Origin of the sequence: Paenibacillus soyae (genome assembly GCF_024623455.1) — a bacterium.
Taxonomy (GTDB): domain Bacteria; phylum Bacillota; class Bacilli; order Paenibacillales; family Paenibacillaceae; genus Pristimantibacillus; species Pristimantibacillus soyae.
Genome location: NZ_JANIPJ010000009.1, coordinates 143,599 through 162,604 on the forward strand (window position 1 = coordinate 143,599; position 19,006 = coordinate 162,604).

Here is a 19,006-nt window from a genome sequence, read left to right on the forward strand (position 1 = left end):
CTTGAAGGGAGTGAGATAGTTGGCGGATCCAGAAATAGAAAAAGGTTATAACGGCTTTGAACGTTTTATGTTCGTCATGGTGCCCATATTGTTCGTCATCGTGCTCTTAGGCGTGCTGCTCACTTTGTTCGACGTCGACTTCCGCAATCGGGCTCTAAACCTCGGCCAGTCGATCCCCGTCGTTAAAGACATGCTGCCGGAGCCTCAGGTAACAGGGAATTCAATGGACGATGATCAAATCCGCACGATAAAGATGACAGAGAAGATCGAAGAGCTGGAAGCTCAGCTTGCGGCGGCTAAGCAAGAGCTTGCTGATGCATCCAGCACGAAATCGACACAGGAGTCGACCGTCAAGGAGCTGACCGAGGAGAACGCGGCGTTAAAGGAGCAAACCGAAGAGAAGAAGCTTGAAGACGAGGAGTATCAAGCGAAAATTACGGAGCTGGCCAGCATGTTCACGCGGATGACGCCAAGCAAGGCGGCTCCGATCGTTCAGAACATGACGACGGAGGAGATTGTCTTGTTGTTCTCCTCGATGCGCGCCGAAGATCGCGTCAGGATCATGGAGAAGATGGATCCCGCAATCGCGGCCGAGGTCACGTTGGAGATGAAAGACAGCGCAAGCGTCAAAGACCAGCAAATCGCCGCGCTTCAAGCTCGTTTGGATAAGGCGGAAAAAGCGGCAGCCGCGGAAAAGCCGGTTTCGTCCACATTAAATCAGGATCAGCTCAGCGCTACCTTCTCCACGATGGATCCGAAGAGCGCGGGCGAGATGCTGATCAAGATGATCGATATTAGCCCTAGCAAAGTCGTTCGGATTTTAAATTCGGTTGACGATGCGACACGTTCTTCTATTTTGGCGGAAATGTCAGGGATTGACGAGGATGCGGCAGCCGGAATCATGTCTGAGCTGATGTCTGGATCATAATGCCAATTCAGGCATAGGAAAGGAGGTGAATACAAATGGATATGATAAATGGAAGCACAGCTGCCTTGCAACAACCAGCTATGGGCAAAACCGGAACGATAAACGCCAAAGCATCGGCGGGCTCCGAAGGCGAAGGCGGATTCCAGAAGGCATTGGTGCAGCAACTGAATGCGGAAACTGACGCGTCGGGAGAGCAAACGCAAGCTTCAGGCCTTCAGGCGATCGTCGCGCAGCTCGAAGCGTTCGCTACTCAGACTTCCCAAGCCGATGCCAATTCCGTCGACACAGCTCTTACGCTTATCGAAGAGTTAGTCGATCAGCTGGAGCCAATGAATACGGGATCGGCTGAAGCGACGGAGGAGCAGCTGGAAGAGCTGCAAGCTTTGTTGGACTCGTTGAACGCATTGCTTGCTTTGCTGGGAGTGCCAACACCTCTAGCTCAGAATGCTTCTGTCGACCAACAAGAAGTCGACATGAATGAGACTCTCGTTCAAGTCAAGACCGGCCTGCAGGATGGGCTTCTACAATTGCAAGCCGCGCTGCAGCTCGGAACGTTTAAGCCGCTCAAAGGTCAAGAGCCATTCGCCCTCGTCATGAATCAGCTTCAATCGATGGCGTCCGCATTGACTGACGACAAATCGGCAAAGGCGGAAAGCAAGACTTCCAAAGCAGAGGCTTCCGTTCCGGCTTGGTTAACGGCGCAGACTACGGGATCCAAGGATGCGGCGACGCTGCTTCAGCGCTTGTCGCAGCAGGCTGCGGTTCTTCCGTCCATGTTGAGCGGCGCAGCTCAGTCGGCGAACGAAACGACTATCGTTCAGCAGATAACCGAATGGAACGCCCAAGCTCCGAGCGAGTCGAGCAGTGTGTATCCTCAAGTTTTTATCGGACCGGATAACGTCAAGGAATTTGCTCCGCTGATGGCCAAGGCTACGGCGGCGCCAACCGCCTTCGTTCTGGCTGATGAATTCGCGGAAACGATGAACGGTTTGATCGTGTCGAAGCTCGATATTCAATCCGTGAACGGATTGTCCGAGGCTAAGCTTATGTTGTTCCCTGAGCATCTCGGTCAAGTAGACGTACGCATTTCGATGCAAAACGGCGTCTTGACGGCCGTCTTCCAGACGGATACCGCCATGGCGAAGGATATGCTGGACAATCAAATGGCTCAGCTCCGCGCTTCCTTGCAAGCGCAAGGCCTGAACGTGGAGAAGCTTGAAGTTACGCATAGCCCCTCCTCATCCGGGTTGACGCAGCAGCATGCGGGACAAGGGCATCAAGGCGGTCAATCATCCGGCAACCGTCAAGGGTTCAGAGAAGAGAAGCAAGTGACGGATAACGCTTTCGAGTCAGATCGGATCGAACAAGCCGCAATCCAAGGATTGGGTTACGGGCGAGCCATCAACGAAACGGCTTAATCATGTAAGTTAGCGACGGACGGGAGGTGAGCATATATGGCAGGCGGCGTATCCACGAGGAATGTATGGCCAAGCTATGACAAGACGAACGTGCAAGCGGCGGCGGCGAAAAAAAATACGGACACTCTGGGAAAAGACCAGTTTCTATCGATTCTCGTCACGCAGCTTCGCAACCAGGACCCGATGCAGCCTTTGCAGGACAAAGAATTTATCGCCCAGATGGCGCAGTTTACTTCAGTGGAGCAGCTGATGAACATGTCGACGGAGCTATCCCTGATGCGTCAAAATATCGGATCGGCGTCCAGCATCATCGGCAAATACGTGGAGTGGAATGAATACGACGGATCGGGTGGTATTACGACGTTAAACGGCAAGGTGGATTCGATTCTATCCAAGGACGGAGTCTTGTACGCAAGGATCGGGGCCAAGGAGGTAGCGCTTGATTATCTCGTCTCGATTTCGGAGAATGATCCGGCAGCAGCGGAGCCTGAAGAAGAGACGGAGGAAGCACAAGATGGAACGGAAGAGGTGGAGACACCATGAGCGATAGAATGAAGATCGGTCATCTGTTTCCAATAAAATCCGCTCCTCTCCCTCACGATAAGACATCTAAGACGAATGCGGGCAGAACCCCACAGTCGACGGAATTCCGCGATCTGCTGGAATCGAAGACTTTGAAGTTCAGCCACCATGCCGAGGTTCGAATGGAACAGAGAGGCATCTCTTTGCAGCCTGAATCATTGTCCCAAATCATGAAGGCTGTGGACGATGCGGCGTCCAAAGGCGCTAGGGACTCATTAATCGTATTTAAAGATATTGCCATGATCGTAAACGTGCCAAGCCGCACGGTCGTGACGGCAATGGACGGCAATCAAATGAAGAGCAACGTATTTACGCAAATCGACAGCGCCATTATTTTATCGTAAGGCTGGACCTAACGGAGGCCTTACCGCTTGCGGATCGACTGAAGCAGCGGCAAATAGCAAATTATAACCATTGGGGGAACCGAATCCATGTTAAGATCTATGTACTCCGGCGTGTCCGGGATGAGAGGGTTTCAAACCAAGCTTGACGTCATCGGCAATAACATCGCGAACGTGAATACGGTCGGCTTCAAAGCCGGACGCGTTATGTTCCAAGATATTCTGAGCCAGACGGTTTCGGGCGTTACGGCTCCCGAAGAAGGAACAAGCGGCGGCGTTAACGCCAAGCAGATCGGTCTTGGCGTGGCGATCGGATCGATCGACACGATCCATACGGCGGGTTCCGCGATGACAACGAACCAAGCAACGGACCTTCGCATCGATGGAGACGGCTTCTTCGTTGTCTCGCAAGGGGATGGAACCGAACAGCTGCTGACGCGCGCGGGTAACTTCACCTTGGATGCCAACAGACAGCTTGTGACGCAGGACGGAATGTTCGTGCTTGGGCAAGACGGCGCTCCGATCGTGCTCGATGCCGAAGTAACGGCATTCAGCGTCAGCCAGGACGGCACGATTCTCGGCGTAACGGCCGACGGACAGGTTGAATACGGTCCTCTCGGCATCGCGAAGGTCGTCAACCCTAGCGGTCTGGAGAAGATTGGCGGCAACTTGTACCGCATGACGGTCAACGCCAATCCGGAAGGCGAGTTCGAGCTGTTCGCCGGCAACGATCCGGAGAATGGCACAGGCGCGATCATCTCCGGACAGCTTGAAATGTCCAACGTAGACCTGACGGCCGAGTTCACGGAAATGATCGTCGCGCAGCGCGGCTTCCAGGCCAACTCCAGAATCATTACGACCTCCGACGAAATTCTGCAAGAGGTTGTCAATCTGAAACGTTAATCCACGTAATTAACGCAGGGGAGGCGCCCGCCTCCCCTTTATAAAGAGGGGATAATGATGATTACCGTAACGCGTTTGAACGGAAACAAAATAACAATTAATGCTCTTCTAATTGAATTGATTGAAGAGGCTGCTGATACGGTCATAACGCTAACGACCGGGAACAAAATCGTCGTAAAAGAAAAGACGCATGAGCTTATCGCGCTCAATCAGCAGTTTCTTCAAACAATTGGCCTCGTTGCAGCGGCCCAAAAGAGTGAGTAAACGGAGGGTCCTACGACATGAAAAAGATGATGCCTTGGTTAATTACGATACTGCTGTCCATAACTCTCATCGCCATCGTGGCCATTATTTTGTTCCGGACGATGTTCAATGACCCGACCGAAGAAGAGGCGAACCATAAAGAGCCTGTCGAGATCGAGGTGTTGACGGCGGACGAACGCGTGGAAGTAACGTCGGAGCTTAAGGATTTTCAACGCAATCTGCTCGATCCGAACTACGTCGTGCGCATGAGCTTCGCTTTCCAGCTGGACGAGAAGAAAACGAAAGAGGAGTTCGACAAGCTGCTCGAAATCGAGATTAAACCGATAGTGAGCCGCACGCTCGCTGATATGAAAGCGGAAGAGCTGAACGGCTCCGCCGGGGAGGATTTCCTGGAATCGAAGCTGCTCACGCTGATTAATCCCGTTCTTCCGAGCGGCAAATTAGTAAAGGTTGAAATCACGAATTTCATAATTACCGAGATTTAATTGCTCGTAACGATATTCCTCGAAGGAGGTGAGAGAATTGGTTGATGTATTATCGCAGAACGAAATCGACGCACTGCTTGCCGCATTGTCCTCCGGCGAAATGGACGCGGAGGATCTGAAGAAAGAAGAGACCACGCGGAAGGTCAGTGTGTACGACTTCAAGCGCGCCGTTCGGTTCTCGAAGGACCACATCCGCAGTTTGACACGCATTCACGAAAACTTCGCGCGATATTTGACAACCTATTTCTCGGCTCAACTTCGCACTTTCGTTCAAATCAACGTGGTTGACGTCGAACAATTGCCTTATGACGAGTTCATTCGTTCCATACCGAAAATGACGATTTTGAACATATTCGAAGCAGAGCCGCTAGAAGGCCGAATGGTGCTTGAAGTCCATCCGAACGTCGCATACGCGATGCTGGACCGGATGCTCGGAGGACAGGGCGTCGCTCCTTCCAAGATCAGCAACTTGACCGAAATTGAAACAACCGTGATGGAGCGAATATTCGCCAGAACATTCGATAGCCTGCAAGAAGCATGGAAGACGGTCATCGATATCCAGCCGCGTCTCGAGGCGCTGGAGACCAACCCGCAATTCATGCAGATCGTGTCTCCGAACGAAACGATTGCGCTTATCTCCTTCAGCACGAAAATCGGAGATACAACGGGAATGATCAACTTATGTATTCCTCATGTCGTGCTCGAGCCGATCATGCCGAGATTGTCGGTTCATCATTGGTTCGTTTCTCAGAAGAAAGAAAGAATTCCGGGGGAAGTGGAAATCCTCGAGCAGCGCGTAAACAAGGCGAAGCTTCCTATTGTAGCAGAGCTTGGCGAAACATCAATTACCATCAACGAATTCCTATCCCTAAGCACCGGAGATGTATTAAACTTAAACAAGTCAGTTAACGACGGCCTTAAAATATTCGTTGGCGATAAATTGAAGTTTATCGGAAGTCCGGGTTCAGTTCGGGATAAATTAGCCATTCAGGTGGACAAGATCGTAAACGAAGGAGCTGAAGAAGAAAATGACGAGTAAAGACTATTTGTCCCAAGAAGAGATCGACGCGTTGCTTCGTCAATCCTCGGGCGAGCCCGAAGAAGCGCCTTCGGATGAAGTATTGCTATCCGACTACTTGTCCGAAATCGAACAAGACGCATTAGGCGAAATCGGAAACATCACGTTCGGAAGCGCCGCTACCGCGTTGTCGACGCTACTCGGCAAGAAAGTAGACATTACGACTCCGACGGTAACGCTGGTCAAGCGCGAGGAGCTCGGTGATATATTCCCGAAGCCGCATGTGGCGGTTAGCGTCAATTACGTTGACGGGTTCGAAGGCATCAACTCGTTGGTTATCCATACGAAGGACGCGCAAGTGATTGCGGATCTCATGCTGGGCGGCGAAGGGCACGTGGAGCCGGGCGAGCTGAATGAAATTCATATTAGCGCCGTGCAAGAAGCGATGAATCAGATGATGGGATCGTCCGCGACATCCATGTCGACAATCTTTAACCGGTTTGTTAACATTTCGCCTCCTGGCATCGATATCTTGGACGTGAACAACGGAGACGGGATGGGGCATCTGCCGCCAGTGGACGTGTTTATCAAAATTTCGTTCCGTCTGGCCATTGGCGATTTGATCGATTCGACCATTATGCAGCTGGTTCCGGTATCGTTCGCCAAACAAATGGTATCCATTCTGATGGGAACCGCTGAGGAAGCGCCGGCACCAGCTCCTGCGCCAGCACCTGCTCCGGCAGCAGCAGCACCAGCTCCTGCGCCGACGCCGGTTCAGCCGGCAGCGGCAGCATCCGCCGAGCAATACGCGGCCATGCAGCAGACGGCTGCGGCCGGCATGACGGCGCCGCCTTCGCCGCCACCTGCGGCTTATCAACCGCCTATGCCGCCTCATCCGGGATACGGTCAGCCTGCAGCTGCTTACGATCCTTACGCGGGCAACTACGCGCCGCCCGGTTATGCCGCCAGCGCGAATCGCAATGTCAATGTACAGCCGGTCCAATTCGCGAATTTCGGCCAACCGCAATTTGCGTCGAATGACGGCACTAACTTGAATTTATTGCTCGACATACCGTTGAAGGTCACGGTAGAATTAGGAAGGACCCAGAAGCAAATTAAGGATATTCTAGAGCTTTCGCAAGGCTCAATTATCGAGTTGGACAAGCTGGCCGGCGAACCTGTCGACATTCTGGTCAACAACAAGCTCATCGCCAAAGGCGAGGTTGTCGTTATCGACGAGAATTTTGGCGTTCGCGTCACGGACATCGTAAGCCAGTGGGACCGAATTCAAAAATTACAATAACATCCTAGGAGGAAATGAAGATGGCAAACCGCATTCTTATCGTAGACGACGCTGCATTTATGCGCATGATGATTCGCGATATTCTGTCCAAGAACGGGTACGAGGTAGTAGGAGAGGCGCAGGACGGAGCGCAAGCCGTTGAGAAATACAAGGAGCTTAAGCCGGATCTTATCACGATGGATATTACAATGCCCGAGATGGACGGCATTTCCGCCTTGAAGGAAATTAAGAAGCTCGACGGCAACGCGAAAGTCATCATGTGCTCTGCGATGGGCCAGCAAGCGATGGTAATCGACGCCATTCAGGCGGGCGCCAAAGACTTTATCGTGAAGCCTTTCCAAGCGGATCGCGTTATCGAAGCGATTAAGAAAACGCTAGGATAACGGTTCTTCTGCCATGAAGAATCTCAGAATGCACGCGGCTTTCCTTTCGACTATCGGGTTTGCTGCTTTGCCGACATATGCTGCTGCTGATTCCAGCGGCAGCGGCGTCTTGGAGGAAGAAATACCCCCGATTCCAGCATCATCTCCCGGCGAATTGATCGGCAATCTGGTTTGGGTGATGGTGGCTCTGGCGCTCGTCGTCGCGCTTATCTTGTTCGCCATCAAATGGTTATCCAAGAGGAATCAGCTCTGGGGCGGGAATCGTTCCATGCGTTCCTTGGGCGGGATCGCCCTCGGTCAGAACAGCTCGCTGCAGGTCGTAGACATCGGCGGGCGCGTCTATATCGTGGGAGTAGGACAACAGATTACGCTGCTTGATAAGCTGTCCGATCCGGACGAAGCGGCCGAACTGATCGCCTCGCTGGAGCAACAGGGCGAATCGACGTGGTCGCCGAAGGACTTCGCTTCCTTCGTCCAGAAATGGCGGAACCGCCATTCAACGTCTGCATCGGATGCACAAGACAATTGGAATGGGCAATCCAGCTTCCAGCAGATGCTGCAGAGCAAGCTGAGCAAGCATTCCGACCGCAAACAGCAGTTGGAGTCCATGCTGCAAGACGATAATACCAACGAACGGTTGATGGATCATGAGAAGAAATAAGCTGTGGCTGTCCATTGCCGCAATTCTGCTGCTCTCGATGTTTGCTCATTCGCAAGCGTTCGCGGAGCCTCTTCCCGATATATCGATTGATATAGGGGGCGGGGAGGGCGAACAACCCGGCACAAGCGCCTTGTCGCTGTTGCTGCTCATCACCGTATTAAGCATTGCTCCTGCCATACTGGTGCTGATGACCAGCTTTACGAGGATCGTCATTGTGCTCAGCTTCGTCAGAACCTCGCTAGGCACGCAAATGATGCCGCCCAACCAGGTGTTGATCGGTCTCGCGTTGTTCTTGACGATGTTCATTATGGCGCCGACCTTTGGACAAGTGAACGAAACGGCGATGCAGCCCTATTTGAAAGGGGAATTAACTCAGACGGAGGCCTTCGACAAAGCCTCTGTGCCGATGAAGGATTTCATGTTCTCCCACACGAGGGAGAAGGACTTGCTTCTATTCATGAATTACACGCAGACGGAGAGGCCTGCGACGGTCGAGGATATTCCGTTAACGGTGCTTATTCCCGCTTATGCGATCAGCGAGCTGAAGACGGCTTTCCAGATGGGGTTCATGATTTTCATCCCGTTTCTGGTTATCGACATGATCGTGGCCAGCACGCTCATGGCGATGGGGATGATGATGCTTCCGCCGGTCATGATTTCGCTCCCGTTCAAGCTGCTGCTCTTCGTGCTTGTGGACGGGTGGTACTTAATTACGAAATCGATGCTCCTCAGTTTCAATACATGATGAAGGCAGGTGGCGAATGCGATGAGCGCGGATTTTATCATCGGACTTGCCGGCGACGCCGTCTACACGGTTTTGAAAGCAAGCGCTCCTATGCTCGTCCTTGCTTTGGTAGTCGGTTTGATCATTAGCGTTTTCCAGGCGACGACGCAAATTCAGGAGCAGACGCTTGCTTTTGTTCCGAAGATCGTCGCGGTGTTTGTATCTATTATCGTCTTTGGACCGTGGATACTGAATACGATTGTCGATTTTACCTACAACTTACTGAATAATCTTCATCAATACATCGGTTAGGTTGTGAGAAAATGAACGCGATCGTAGAAGGGTTTCCCATTTTTTTGCTGATTTTTTGTCGAATTACTGCGTTTTTCGTCGTCGCTCCTGTCTTTTCTTCGCGAGGCGTGCCGAATACGTTCAAGATTGGAATAGGTTTTTTTATTTCCCTGATCGTATTCCTCTCTTACGGGATGGAGCAAAGCATCGTTCTCGACGCGCAGTATGTGCTATCCGTGATCCGGGAGATCATTATCGGGTTGTTGATCGGCTTCGTCACTTATCTGTTCTTCATGGCGGTACAGACCGCCGGAGCATTGATGGATATGCAGATCGGCTTCGCGATGGCGAACGTCGTCGACCCGCACACGGGAGTAACGGCGCCGCTGCTCGGCAATTTCAAGTACATGCTGATGCTGGTTGTGTTCCTGATGATGAACGGTCACCATCATATGCTGATCGGTCTTATGGACAGCTATCAGTGGATGCCGCTGCAGAACGAATTGTTCGCCAGGCTGGCGAGCGGAGACATTACCGATTTTTTGATCCGGGTGTTCAGCAACACGTTTCTGCTGTCGCTGCAGGTTGCCGCGCCGCTGGTCGTAGCGATGTTTCTGACGGACCTGGGACTTGGCTTTCTAACGAAGACCGCGCCGCAATTCAACGTATTTGTTATCGGCGTTCCGTTGAAATTAATGTTAGGGATGTTTTTGATTGTCCTGCTTATGCCGAGCCTTGCTATTTTGTTCGAGAAATTGTTCTCGATCATGTTCGATTCGCTGGAGCAATTGTTCGCAATCATGCAGGGAGCGCCGAAGGAAGGACCATAGGAGGCTTACAAGGTGCGCAAATTTCGCTTTCAACTGGATTTGCAATTATTCACCGGAGAGAAAACGGAAAAAGCGACGCCAAAGAAGCGCCGGGAAGCCAGAAAGAAAGGGCAGGTCGCTAAATCCCAGGATCTCCCCGCAGCCATGATTCTTCTGTTCGTCTTCGCTTCGTTCATGATGCTGGGCGACTACTATAAATCAAGAATCAACGGCATGTTCGGCGGATTATTCGAGCACTGGCTGACCATGGAGCTGACAACCGCCAACGTCATGGAGCTGTTCCTCAACATTACCGTGGAGTGCCTTATGATGCTGCTGCCCATATTCGCCATCGTTATGCTGGCGGGTATTGTCGGCAACATCATGCAATTCGGATTTTTGTTAACGGGCGAAGGGCTTAAGGTCCAACTCAAAAAATTGAATCCGATCGAAGGCTTTAAACGGATTTTTGCCGTAAGAAGCTTGGTGGAATTTCTCAAGAGCATCCTGAAGGTTACGATAATCGGCACGCTGGTTTACTCGACCATCATGCGCCAATGGGACAAGATGCTGTCGCTGTCCAGCATGCCCCTCGAATCCATCTTTTCTTTTACGGCGGGATTGACGATAAGTTTGGGGCTGCAGATCGGTGCCGTTATGGCCGTTCTTGCTTTATTGGACTGGATGTATCAGAAGTACGAGCACGAAAAGAGCTTGAGAATGTCCAAGCAGGACATTAAAGACGAATACAAGAAATCGGAAGGCGATCCGATGATCAAAGGCCGGATTCGCGAAAGACAGCGCAAGATGGCGCTGCAACGAATGATGCAGGATGTTCCCAAAGCCGACGTCGTCATTACGAACCCAACCCACTTCGCCATCGCTTTGAAGTACGACGCTTCCAAGATGGAAGCCCCGACCATATTAGCGAAAGGCATGGATCATGTGGCCTTGCGCATCAGGGAGATTGCCAAGGAGAACGGCGTCCTCACCATGGAAAACAAGCCGCTTGCCAGAGCGCTGTACGAACGAGCAGAGATCGGGGACGTGATCCCGGCCGACTTGTTCCAAGCGGTAGCCGAGGTGCTGGCTTACGTATATAAAATGAAGGGCCGCCGGAAGTAATCGCGGTTGCGCAAGATGACATCGCAGAAGAAGGAGGAAGCCATCATGAAACCAAAAGATCTTATTATCATTCTGGGTATTATCGGTATCGTCCTCATGATGATTATTCCGGTTCCGATCATTCTGATCGACATCCTTCTTATCTTGAACATATCGATTGCGTTAATGATTTTGTTAGTCTCCATGAATACGAAGGAAGCACTGGACTTCTCCATCTTCCCGTCGCTATTGCTCATTACGACATTGTTCAGGCTGGCATTGTCGATCTCGACGACTCGCAGCATCTTGCAGAACGCGGAAGCAGGCGAGGTAATCGCCACGTTCGGCAGCTGGGTCGGGGGCGGCGAGGTCGTCATCGGATTTATCGTCTTCCTTATTCTCGTCGTCGTTCAATTCATCGTGATTACGAAAGGCTCGGAGCGGGTAGCCGAGGTTGCGGCAAGATTTACGCTCGACGCGATGCCAGGTAAGCAGATGAGCATCGACGCCGACCTGAACTCGGGACTTATTAATGAACAGCAAGCGAAGGAACGCCGGTCCAAGATCGAACGCGAAGCCGATTTCTACGGCGCGATGGACGGTGCTATGAAATTCGTAAAAGGCGACGCGATCGCAACAATCATCATTTTGATCATCAACTTGATTGGCGGCTTCATTGTCGGCATGGCGATGCACGGCATGCCGTTCGCGGAATCGCTTCAAACGTTTTCGATTCTGACGATCGGCGACGGACTTGTTGCCCAAATTCCGGCTTTGCTTATCTCGACGGCTGCAGGCTTGATCGTTACCCGCGCCGCTTCGGACGGCAATTTGTCCGAGGATGTAACGGGACAGCTGCTCAAGTATCCGAAGATGCTGTACGTCGCGGCCGCTACGGTTGCCGTGCTTGGTCTTACGCCAATCGGAATTCTAGTCACATGGCCGTTCGCGGGGCTTCTGGCGTTCGGCGCTTATACGATGCAGAAGAAGATGGTCAAGCGGCAGGAGCAGGAGGACCTGCTTGTCGAAGAGCAGCAGATCGAAGAGGTCCGCAGTCCGGAGAGCGTCATCAGCTTGCTGCAAGTGGATCCTATTGAATTCGAGTTCGGCTATGGCTTGATTCCGCTTGCCGATACGCAGCAAGGCGGCGATTTGCTTGACCGGATCATCATGATCCGCAGGCAGTGCGCACTGGAGCTTGGCCTTGTCGTGCCGGTTATTCGGATTCGCGACAACATTCAGCTCCGTCCCAATGAATATGTCATCAAGATTAAAGGGAACACGGTCGCTCGCGGCGATCTGTTGCTGAATCACTATTTAGCGATGAGTCCAGGCTTTGACGACGACTCCGTCGTCGGCATTGAGACAACCGAACCGGCGTTCGGATTGCCGGCTATTTGGATTGACGAAGCCATGAAGGAAAGAGCCGAGCTGTCCGGCTATACGGTTGTCGATCCTCCTTCGGTCGTGGCGACCCATTTGACCGAGATCGTGAAACGCCATGCCCATGAGCTGATCGGCCGCCAAGAAGCAAAAATGCTGGTGGAGAATGTAAAAGAATCGTATCCGGCGCTTATCGAAGAACTTATACCATCCATTCTAACCATCGGCGACGTTCAGAAGGTTCTTGCAAAGCTTCTGAAAGAAAAAGTATCTATTCGGGACTTGGTTACCATATTCGAAGCGCTGGCTGACCATGGCCATTATACAAAGGATCCCGATATATTGACGGAGTATGTAAGACAGGCATTATCCAGACAGATTACGCAACAGTTCGCTCCGGGCGGGGATACGCTGAAGGTCATTACCGTCGGCCCGCAGCTCGAGAAGAAGATCGCGGAATCGGTGCAACAAACGGATCAGGGAAGCTACATCGCCCTGGATCCCGTGTCGACGCAGCAGATCTATCATAAATTGAACGAGCACGTGAATCGTCAAATACAATCCGGACAACAGCCGATTGTTCTTGCATCGCCGACGATTCGGATGTACTTGCGCCAAATTATCGAAAGAACGATGCAGGAAGTTCCGGTTTTGTCGTACAGCGAGCTGGAGCCTTCCGTTGAAGTACAAAGCGTAGGGGTGGTGAATCTATGAGAGTAAAGCGATACGTGGTCAACGCATTGCCGGAGGCGGTGTCCCGAATTCGAACTGAATTAGGCAAAGATGCCGTTATACTGGACACGAAAGAAATCAAGGTTGGCGGCTTCATGGGGATGTTCCGCAAGAAAAAGATGGAGGTTATTGCTGCCGTCGAAACGAACTCGCCCAAACAACCGGATCCGGCGCCGCGTAAAGCAACTCCTGAGGTTCACGCTGTCGTGGAGCAAATCTTGCAGACGGCTCAGCGCGGGACGAGTGCCGGGACGGCCGTCATGGAACCGCCTGCAGCGGCTGCACCTTCGCCTGCTGCTGTCGAAGCGCAGCCTCCAAAATCGGCGGAACGGGAAAATAAAGAGCAGTATATCCTAAACGAAATTCGAGATTTGCGGGAGTATATGATTAAGCTTTCCAAGCAGCAAAGCCTCCTTCATGAGATGTCGGAGCCGATGCTGCAGCTGAAGGAAAGATTGCAGCAGCAGGAGCTTGACGAGGAGTGGATCGAGAAGCTCGTCGAAGAGCTTCTCGAGAAGCAGAAGCGCGAAAACCGTTCGTTCCAGAAGGAGGAGGTTTGGCAGCAAGCCAAATCGATAATGGCCGGATGGCTCGAGCCTTTCAGCAACGCGGATATAAGCAGCGAGGCGCGGATCGTTCATTTCGTCGGTCCGACGGGTGTCGGGAAGACGACGACGATTGCCAAGCTCGCCGCCGATCAAACGATTAAACGCGGCAAAAAGGTTGGTTTTATTACTTCAGATACGTATAGAATCGCGGCCGTCGATCAGCTTCGCACCTATGCGAACATCTTAAATGTACCGCTGGAGGTCGTGTTCTCGCCTTCCGATCTGCCGAAAGCCTATAAAGGACTGGCAGAACGGGATTTGATTTTTATGGATACGGCAGGAAGAAACTTCCGCAGCGAGCTATACGTTTCGGAAGTGATTAGTCTTCTGCAATCTAACGAGCCGAACGAGACGATTCTGGTTCTGAGTCTCACCGGAAAAACGACGGATATGTCCATTATCGCGGATCGTTTCACGAAATACGGAATTCGTAAAGTCCTGTTCACGAAGCTGGACGAAACGACCGTATTTGGAGCCATCCTTAACTTGATCCTTAAATATCAGCTGCAACCGACCTATTTGGCCAGCGGCCAAACCGTACCAGATGATATCGAGCGATTCCGGGTAAGCCTTTACCTGGATAAGCTGTTAGGAGACGGCGAAAATGAATGATCAGGCTGAAGCGCTGCGCAATTTGGTCAGACAGCAGGAGCATCGCACAGACCAGAAAAATACACGAATCGTCACCGTAACAAGCGGTAAGGGCGGAGTGGGGAAATCGAATTTCAGCTTGAACTTCGCTATCGCGCTTAGGCGGCTAGGCCAGAAGGTGCTCGTGTTCGACGCCGATATCGGGATGGCGAATATCGATGTGCTAATGGGCAGAACATCTACTTACAGCCTGTATCATCTTCTAAAGCAAGAGAAGACGATATGGGATATTGTGTCGGTTGGTCCCGAGGACATCCACTATATCGCGGGTGGTTCCGGCTTTAAAGATTTGTTGGAGCTTTCGGACGATCAACTGAACCGGTTCGCGAGCGAAATCGAAAAGCTCCACGGCGAATACGACGTTATTCTCTTCGATACCGGAGCGGGTTTGTCTAAGGAAACGGTCAAATTCATCTCATCCGCACAAGAGACGATCGTGGTCACAACCCCTGAACCGACGTCCATTACCGACGCATATGCACTGATTAAGATGGTGAAGGCCATGGATATGAGCATCGCTTTCAAGCTGGTGGTCAATCGATCCTCGGATCACAGGGAAGGCAAGGAAACGGCTCAGAAGATCAGCCTTGTGGCTAACCGCTTCCTGCAGTCCGAGCTTCCGACACTCGGGATTTTGCCGGACGATCCTCTCGTATCCAAGGCCGTTAAGCGGCAGGTGCCTTTCATCATTGCGTTCCCGGACAGCGATGCGGCAGTCGCTCTGACGCGAATAGCCAGACAATTTCTGGACATTCCTCAGAATAGCGGCGACAACAACGGCGTCAAAGGATTTTTGACAAAATTATTCAGGCTTTCGAGATGATCCTTTGGAATTGAGGTGGGATGAGATGGCACCATATCGCGTTCTAGTAGTGGATGATTCCGCCTTCATGCGGAAAATAATTAGCGACCTTATCCTTCAGGACGGACAGTTCGAGATTACGGCTACCGCTGCAGACGGTCTTGAAGCCGTTACGGCAGCCGCTGACATGAAGCCCGATGTCATTACGATGGATTTGGAAATGCCCAAAATGAACGGAATCGAAGCCCTGCAGCTGATTATGAAGGCAAGGCCGGTACCGATTATCATGTTGTCGGGAATTAGCGAGGACAACACGAGAGATACGATCAAGGCTCTGCAGTTCGGCGCATTCGATTTTATACGCAAACCATCCATCGGAACGTCTGGGGACGATATTCTTCAAGTCGGGGAGCAGCTGCTGGAGAAGCTCCGCGCCGCGGTTTATGCCAAACGAAGCAGCGGCGTATTGCTTGCCGAGTCGCCGAAATCGCCGATTGCCCCCGAGCCGCCAAAGCTGCCTTCCCAAACGGAGCCGTTTAAGAAGCCGCTCAGGTCAAGTACCATCGAGCCAATCAGCGGCAGCGGCAATGCGGCAACCCCGCAAAAGCCCTTGCATAATCCGGCGGCCGGGCTTAAGGACAAGGAAAACAAGAAGAGCGGGTCTTCCATTTTAGAAAAACCAAAAATCAGCCTCCCGAAAACGGAAAAACCGGGGCCGCTTAAGCCAGAGCGAGCGGAAGCTCCAAAGCCTTCAGCTAACAAAACCGATACTAAGCTTACGAAGGCATTGCCTAAAAACGAGCTTAACAGTCGAGCGGATAAAATAAAGGAGTCTTCTCCGGTTAAACCACCTGAAGTCAAACCGGTTCCTGCCGCGAAGCCTTCAGCGCCAAAAAATCGGATGGAAAGCAAACCTTCGGCTTTCAAGCATGTCGTTGCGATCGGGACTTCGACAGGAGGACCCAGAGCTTTGCATGAGGTGGTTTGCTCGCTGCCTGCCAATTTCCCGGCTCCCGTCCTAATCGTGCAGCATATGCCGCCTCGTTTCACGAAGTCGCTTGCTCAGCGTTTAGACAGCTTCAGCGAATTAACCGTCGTGGAAGCCGAGCAAGGGATGCGGGTAGCCGTAGGACATGCGTACATCGCTCCCGGCGGTTATCATATGGAGCTCATCAAGGACGGAGCGGGTTTTGCGATAAGGCTCACGGAAGCTCCTCAGCGCAATGGGCACCGGCCATCGGTCGACGTCATGTTCGAATCGCTTTTAGGCTTCCGCGAGCTGGAGAGACATGCGGTAATTATGACGGGCATGGGCAGCGACGGGGCCAAGGGCATGAAAGCTTTGGCGGATAACGGAGCGGCCACGACGATCGCCGAATCGGAGGATACGTGCATTGTCTACGGCATGCCACGTTCAGCCGTCGAAAGCGGCGCGGCTAGAACGGTGCTACCGCTTCACAATATTGCGTCCAAGCTTGTTAGCGCCGTGTCGATGCCATGATGGGATTACGGCTTCTTGTAGAAGGATTATTAAAATAGGAGGTGCTAGAAAATGGATATGAACGCGTATTTGTCCATGTTTATCGATGAATCGAATGATCATCTGCAATCCTTGAACGAAAATCTGCTCCAGTTGGAAAGCAACCCCGAAGACTTGAGCATCGTACAATCCATCTTCCGCTCGGCACATACGCTCAAAGGCATGTCCGCGACGATGGGATTCGAAGATTTGGCCGCCTTGACGCACGAGATGGAAAACGTGCTCGATCTGGTCCGCAACAGCAAGCTGAAGATGGACAGCTTTATTTTCGATACGCTGTTCAAGGGCTTGGATGCCCTTGAGGCCATGGTGCAGGACATTATCGGAGGCGGCACCGGCAAAGCCGATGTGACGGCAATCGTAGCCGCGCTCCAATCGATTCTGAAAAGCGACTATAAGAGCGGGTCCGCGCCTTCCGCAAGCTCGGAAACGAGCGCGCCAGCAGGCGAAGAGAGCTCGGCGTCGCTGCTTGATCAGTTCCAGTCATCCATTTTGCTGCAGTCGATGGAAACCGGTCACGAGCCTTATTACGTACAGGTTACGCTTGACGATAACTGCGTTCTGAAGGCCGCGAGAGCTTACATGGTGTTCGACGTGCTGGAACGTACTGGCGAGGTCGTCAAATCGGATCCGTCCGTCCAGGACTTGGAGCAGGAGAAATTCGACCGATCCTTTAAGGTGTTCACGATTTCGACGATTCCAGCAGCCTCGCTCCGCGAACAAATCGCTAACATTTCCGAGATCGCATCGGTAGAGGTTACTCCTCTCGATGCCGAATCGCTGGCCTCGCTGACTTCCGCGCCAGCGGCAGCGGCCGTGGAAGCTCCGCCAAAACCGGCGGAAGCTGAGGAGACTCCAGCGGCGAAGAAAGAAGCAGCAGAGACGGCCAAAAAGCCGGCAGCGGGAACGCAGGCCGTTGGCAGAACCATCCGCGTCGACATCGATCGGCTCGATACTTTGATGAATTTGTTCAGCGAGCTGTTGATCGACCGGGTTCGGTTAGAGCAGCTTGCAAGCGAGATCAAGCGCAACGACCTGACGGAGACGGTGGAGCATATGGCCCGCGTCAGCTCCGACTTGCAGAACATCGTGCTTAAGCTTCGCATGGTTCCGGTCGATTCCGTCTTCAATAGATTCCCGAGAATGGTGCGCGATCTCGCGAAGTCGCTCGACAAAAAAATCGATCTCGTCATTACCGGCGCGGACACCGAGCTGGACCGTACCGTTATCGACGAAATCGGCGATCCGCTCGTCCACTTGCTCCGCAACTCCGTCGACCATGGCATCGAAACGACGGCGAAGCGTCTTGAGGCAGGCAAGCCGGAGACCGGCACGATCAACCTTCGCGCGTATCATAGCGGGAACCACGTCTTTATCGAGGTGGAAGAGGACGGCGCAGGCATCAATCAAGAAAAGGTGCTCAAGACTGCGATCAAAAACGGCGTCATTACCGAAGAGGAAAGCAAGAAGCTGAATTCGAACGAGATCAACATGCTTATATTTGCTCCAGGCTTCAGCACGGCCGATAAAATCTCGGATATCTCGGGACGCGGCGTCGGACTGGACGTCGTCAAAACCAAAATCACGTCGCTTGGCGGCAACGTGACCGTTCATTCCGAATTCGGCAAGGGCACCAAATTTTCCGTCCAGCTCCCGCTGACGCTCTCCATCATTTCGGCCATGCTGATCAAGCTCGGTTCGGAGAAATACGCGATTCCGCTCACCTCGATTGTCGAGACGGGCATCGTGAAACGAAGCAGCATGCTGAACGTGCACGGAAACCGAATGATCAAGTTCCGCAACACCATCATTCCGGTCGTCTCGCTCAGCCAAGTGCTCGAATCGCCGGACTACGACGAGACGACGGAAGAAGAGAACGAAATGATCGTTATTCGCAAAGGCGAAAAATGGGCGGCCGTGCTTGTGGACGAGTTTATCGGCCAAAGCGAAATCGTCCTGAAATCGCTCGGTAAGTACTTAACGAATATTCATGCCATCTCCGGAGCCACGATTCTCGGCGACGGCCAAGTCGCGCTCATCATTGATCCGAACGCGTTAATTAAATAAGGGAGGTTA

The 19,006-nt window shown here is 52.4% G+C and carries 20 protein-coding genes; all 20 read left to right on the forward strand.

The annotated features are described in order from the left end of the window. Positions 1-19 precede the first annotated feature (19 nt). The 20 genes from NQZ67_RS14105 (at position 20) to NQZ67_RS14200 (ending at position 18,997) form a co-directional block, all read left to right on the forward strand. Positions 20-928, forward strand: coding sequence for a magnesium transporter MgtE N-terminal domain-containing protein (locus NQZ67_RS14105; protein ID WP_257446716.1), 909 nt, complete (start codon positions 20-22; stop codon positions 926-928). Between the two features lie 35 nt (positions 929-963). Beyond that, positions 964-2,346, forward strand: coding sequence for a flagellar hook-length control protein FliK (locus NQZ67_RS14110; RefSeq protein ID WP_257446718.1), 1,383 nt, complete (start codon positions 964-966; stop codon positions 2,344-2,346). Positions 2,347-2,382: 36 nt separating this feature from the next. Continuing rightward, positions 2,383-2,889 carry a flagellar hook capping FlgD N-terminal domain-containing protein gene (locus tag NQZ67_RS14115; RefSeq protein ID WP_257446720.1) on the forward strand — a complete coding sequence of 169 codons (507 nt, stop codon included), beginning with the start codon at positions 2,383-2,385 and terminating at the stop codon, positions 2,887-2,889. Continuing rightward, positions 2,886-3,272, forward strand: a complete 387-nt coding sequence (locus NQZ67_RS14120; protein WP_257446722.1) for a TIGR02530 family flagellar biosynthesis protein — start codon at positions 2,886-2,888, stop codon at positions 3,270-3,272. The genes NQZ67_RS14115 and NQZ67_RS14120 overlap by 4 nt, the downstream gene beginning before the upstream one ends. Positions 3,273-3,359: 87 nt before the next feature. Next, positions 3,360-4,172: a flagellar basal body rod protein FlgG gene (gene flgG / locus NQZ67_RS14125; RefSeq protein ID WP_257446724.1), complete on the forward strand. Its 813-nt coding sequence runs from the start codon at positions 3,360-3,362 to the stop codon at positions 4,170-4,172. A 54-nt stretch (positions 4,173-4,226) separates the two neighbouring features. Next, positions 4,227-4,436, forward strand: a complete 210-nt coding sequence (locus NQZ67_RS14130; protein WP_306812863.1) for a flagellar FlbD family protein — start codon at positions 4,227-4,229, stop codon at positions 4,434-4,436. 17 nt (positions 4,437-4,453) lie between these two features. Further along, entirely contained in the window at positions 4,454-4,921 is a 468-nt protein-coding gene (locus tag NQZ67_RS14135) for a flagellar basal body-associated FliL family protein (protein ID WP_257446726.1), read from the forward strand. Between the two features lie 37 nt (positions 4,922-4,958). Then, complete coding sequence (gene fliM, locus NQZ67_RS14140) at positions 4,959-5,960, forward strand: flagellar motor switch protein FliM (RefSeq protein WP_257446729.1); 1,002 nt, start codon at positions 4,959-4,961, stop codon at positions 5,958-5,960. Further along, on the forward strand, positions 5,950-7,242 hold the full coding sequence (gene fliY / locus NQZ67_RS14145) for a flagellar motor switch phosphatase FliY (protein ID WP_257446732.1): 1,293 nt from the start codon (positions 5,950-5,952) through the stop codon (positions 7,240-7,242). Before fliM ends, fliY begins: the two co-directional genes overlap by 11 nt. A 20-nt stretch (positions 7,243-7,262) precedes the next feature. Next, entirely contained in the window at positions 7,263-7,625 is a 363-nt protein-coding gene (locus NQZ67_RS14150; protein WP_156280733.1) for a response regulator, read from the forward strand. Positions 7,626-7,638: 13 nt separating this feature from the next. Then, positions 7,639-8,286 carry a flagellar biosynthetic protein FliO gene (locus NQZ67_RS14155; protein ID WP_257446738.1) on the forward strand — a complete coding sequence of 216 codons (648 nt, stop codon included), beginning with the start codon at positions 7,639-7,641 and terminating at the stop codon, positions 8,284-8,286. Between the two features lie 37 nt (positions 8,287-8,323). Continuing rightward, entirely contained in the window at positions 8,324-9,031 is a 708-nt protein-coding gene (gene fliP / locus NQZ67_RS14160) for a flagellar type III secretion system pore protein FliP (protein WP_371825307.1), read from the forward strand. 21 nt (positions 9,032-9,052) lie between these two features. Next, positions 9,053-9,322: a flagellar biosynthesis protein FliQ gene (gene fliQ / locus NQZ67_RS14165; protein ID WP_257446743.1), complete on the forward strand. Its 270-nt coding sequence runs from the start codon at positions 9,053-9,055 to the stop codon at positions 9,320-9,322. Between the two features lie 11 nt (positions 9,323-9,333). Continuing rightward, positions 9,334-10,131, forward strand: a complete 798-nt coding sequence (gene fliR, locus NQZ67_RS14170) for a flagellar biosynthetic protein FliR (protein WP_257446745.1) — start codon at positions 9,334-9,336, stop codon at positions 10,129-10,131. A 12-nt stretch (positions 10,132-10,143) separates the two neighbouring features. Next, a complete protein-coding gene (flhB, locus tag NQZ67_RS14175; protein ID WP_257446748.1) occupies positions 10,144-11,235 on the forward strand; it encodes a flagellar biosynthesis protein FlhB in 1,092 nt (363 codons plus the stop codon). Positions 11,236-11,280: 45 nt separating this feature from the next. Further along, positions 11,281-13,311, forward strand: coding sequence for a flagellar biosynthesis protein FlhA (gene flhA, locus NQZ67_RS14180; protein WP_257446750.1), 2,031 nt, complete (start codon positions 11,281-11,283; stop codon positions 13,309-13,311). Further along, a complete protein-coding gene (gene flhF, locus NQZ67_RS14185) occupies positions 13,308-14,549 on the forward strand; it encodes a flagellar biosynthesis GTPase FlhF (protein ID WP_257446753.1) in 1,242 nt (413 codons plus the stop codon). The genes flhA and flhF overlap by 4 nt, the downstream gene beginning before the upstream one ends. Then, complete coding sequence (locus tag NQZ67_RS14190) at positions 14,542-15,411, forward strand: MinD/ParA family protein (protein WP_257446756.1); 870 nt, start codon at positions 14,542-14,544, stop codon at positions 15,409-15,411. Before flhF ends, NQZ67_RS14190 begins: the two co-directional genes overlap by 8 nt. A gap of 25 nt (positions 15,412-15,436) precedes the next feature. Beyond that, on the forward strand, positions 15,437-16,891 hold the full coding sequence (locus NQZ67_RS14195) for a chemotaxis protein CheB (RefSeq protein WP_257446759.1): 1,455 nt from the start codon (positions 15,437-15,439) through the stop codon (positions 16,889-16,891). Between the two features lie 51 nt (positions 16,892-16,942). Then, positions 16,943-18,997 (forward strand): chemotaxis protein CheA, encoded by a 2,055-nt coding sequence (locus tag NQZ67_RS14200; protein ID WP_257446762.1) that lies wholly within the window; start codon positions 16,943-16,945, stop codon positions 18,995-18,997. The last annotated feature ends 9 nt before the right edge of the window (positions 18,998-19,006 follow it).

What these genes read in the sequence shown, in the direction of transcription:
- NQZ67_RS14110 (WP_257446718.1), top strand. Translation starts at nt 964, where the DNA reads ATGGATATGATAAATGGAAGCACAGCTGCCTTGCAACAACCAGCTATG.
- NQZ67_RS14115 (WP_257446720.1), top strand. Translation starts at nt 2,383, where the DNA reads ATGGCAGGCGGCGTATCCACGAGGAATGTATGGCCAAGCTATGACAAG.
- NQZ67_RS14120 (WP_257446722.1), top strand. Translation starts at nt 2,886, where the DNA reads ATGAGCGATAGAATGAAGATCGGTCATCTGTTTCCAATAAAATCCGCT.
- flgG (WP_257446724.1), top strand. Translation starts at nt 3,360, where the DNA reads ATGTTAAGATCTATGTACTCCGGCGTGTCCGGGATGAGAGGGTTTCAA.
- NQZ67_RS14130 (WP_306812863.1), top strand. Translation starts at nt 4,227, where the DNA reads ATGATGATTACCGTAACGCGTTTGAACGGAAACAAAATAACAATTAAT.
- NQZ67_RS14135 (WP_257446726.1), top strand. Translation starts at nt 4,454, where the DNA reads ATGAAAAAGATGATGCCTTGGTTAATTACGATACTGCTGTCCATAACT.
- fliY (WP_257446732.1), top strand. Translation starts at nt 5,950, where the DNA reads ATGACGAGTAAAGACTATTTGTCCCAAGAAGAGATCGACGCGTTGCTT.
- NQZ67_RS14150 (WP_156280733.1), top strand. Translation starts at nt 7,263, where the DNA reads ATGGCAAACCGCATTCTTATCGTAGACGACGCTGCATTTATGCGCATG.
- NQZ67_RS14155 (WP_257446738.1), top strand. Translation starts at nt 7,639, where the DNA reads ATGAAGAATCTCAGAATGCACGCGGCTTTCCTTTCGACTATCGGGTTT.
- fliP (WP_371825307.1), top strand. Translation starts at nt 8,324, where the DNA reads ATGTTTGCTCATTCGCAAGCGTTCGCGGAGCCTCTTCCCGATATATCG.
- fliQ (WP_257446743.1), top strand. Translation starts at nt 9,053, where the DNA reads ATGAGCGCGGATTTTATCATCGGACTTGCCGGCGACGCCGTCTACACG.
- fliR (WP_257446745.1), top strand. Translation starts at nt 9,334, where the DNA reads ATGAACGCGATCGTAGAAGGGTTTCCCATTTTTTTGCTGATTTTTTGT.
- flhA (WP_257446750.1), top strand. Translation starts at nt 11,281, where the DNA reads ATGAAACCAAAAGATCTTATTATCATTCTGGGTATTATCGGTATCGTC.
- flhF (WP_257446753.1), top strand. Translation starts at nt 13,308, where the DNA reads ATGAGAGTAAAGCGATACGTGGTCAACGCATTGCCGGAGGCGGTGTCC.
- NQZ67_RS14190 (WP_257446756.1), top strand. Translation starts at nt 14,542, where the DNA reads ATGAATGATCAGGCTGAAGCGCTGCGCAATTTGGTCAGACAGCAGGAG.
- NQZ67_RS14195 (WP_257446759.1), top strand. Translation starts at nt 15,437, where the DNA reads ATGGCACCATATCGCGTTCTAGTAGTGGATGATTCCGCCTTCATGCGG.
- NQZ67_RS14200 (WP_257446762.1), top strand. Translation starts at nt 16,943, where the DNA reads ATGGATATGAACGCGTATTTGTCCATGTTTATCGATGAATCGAATGAT.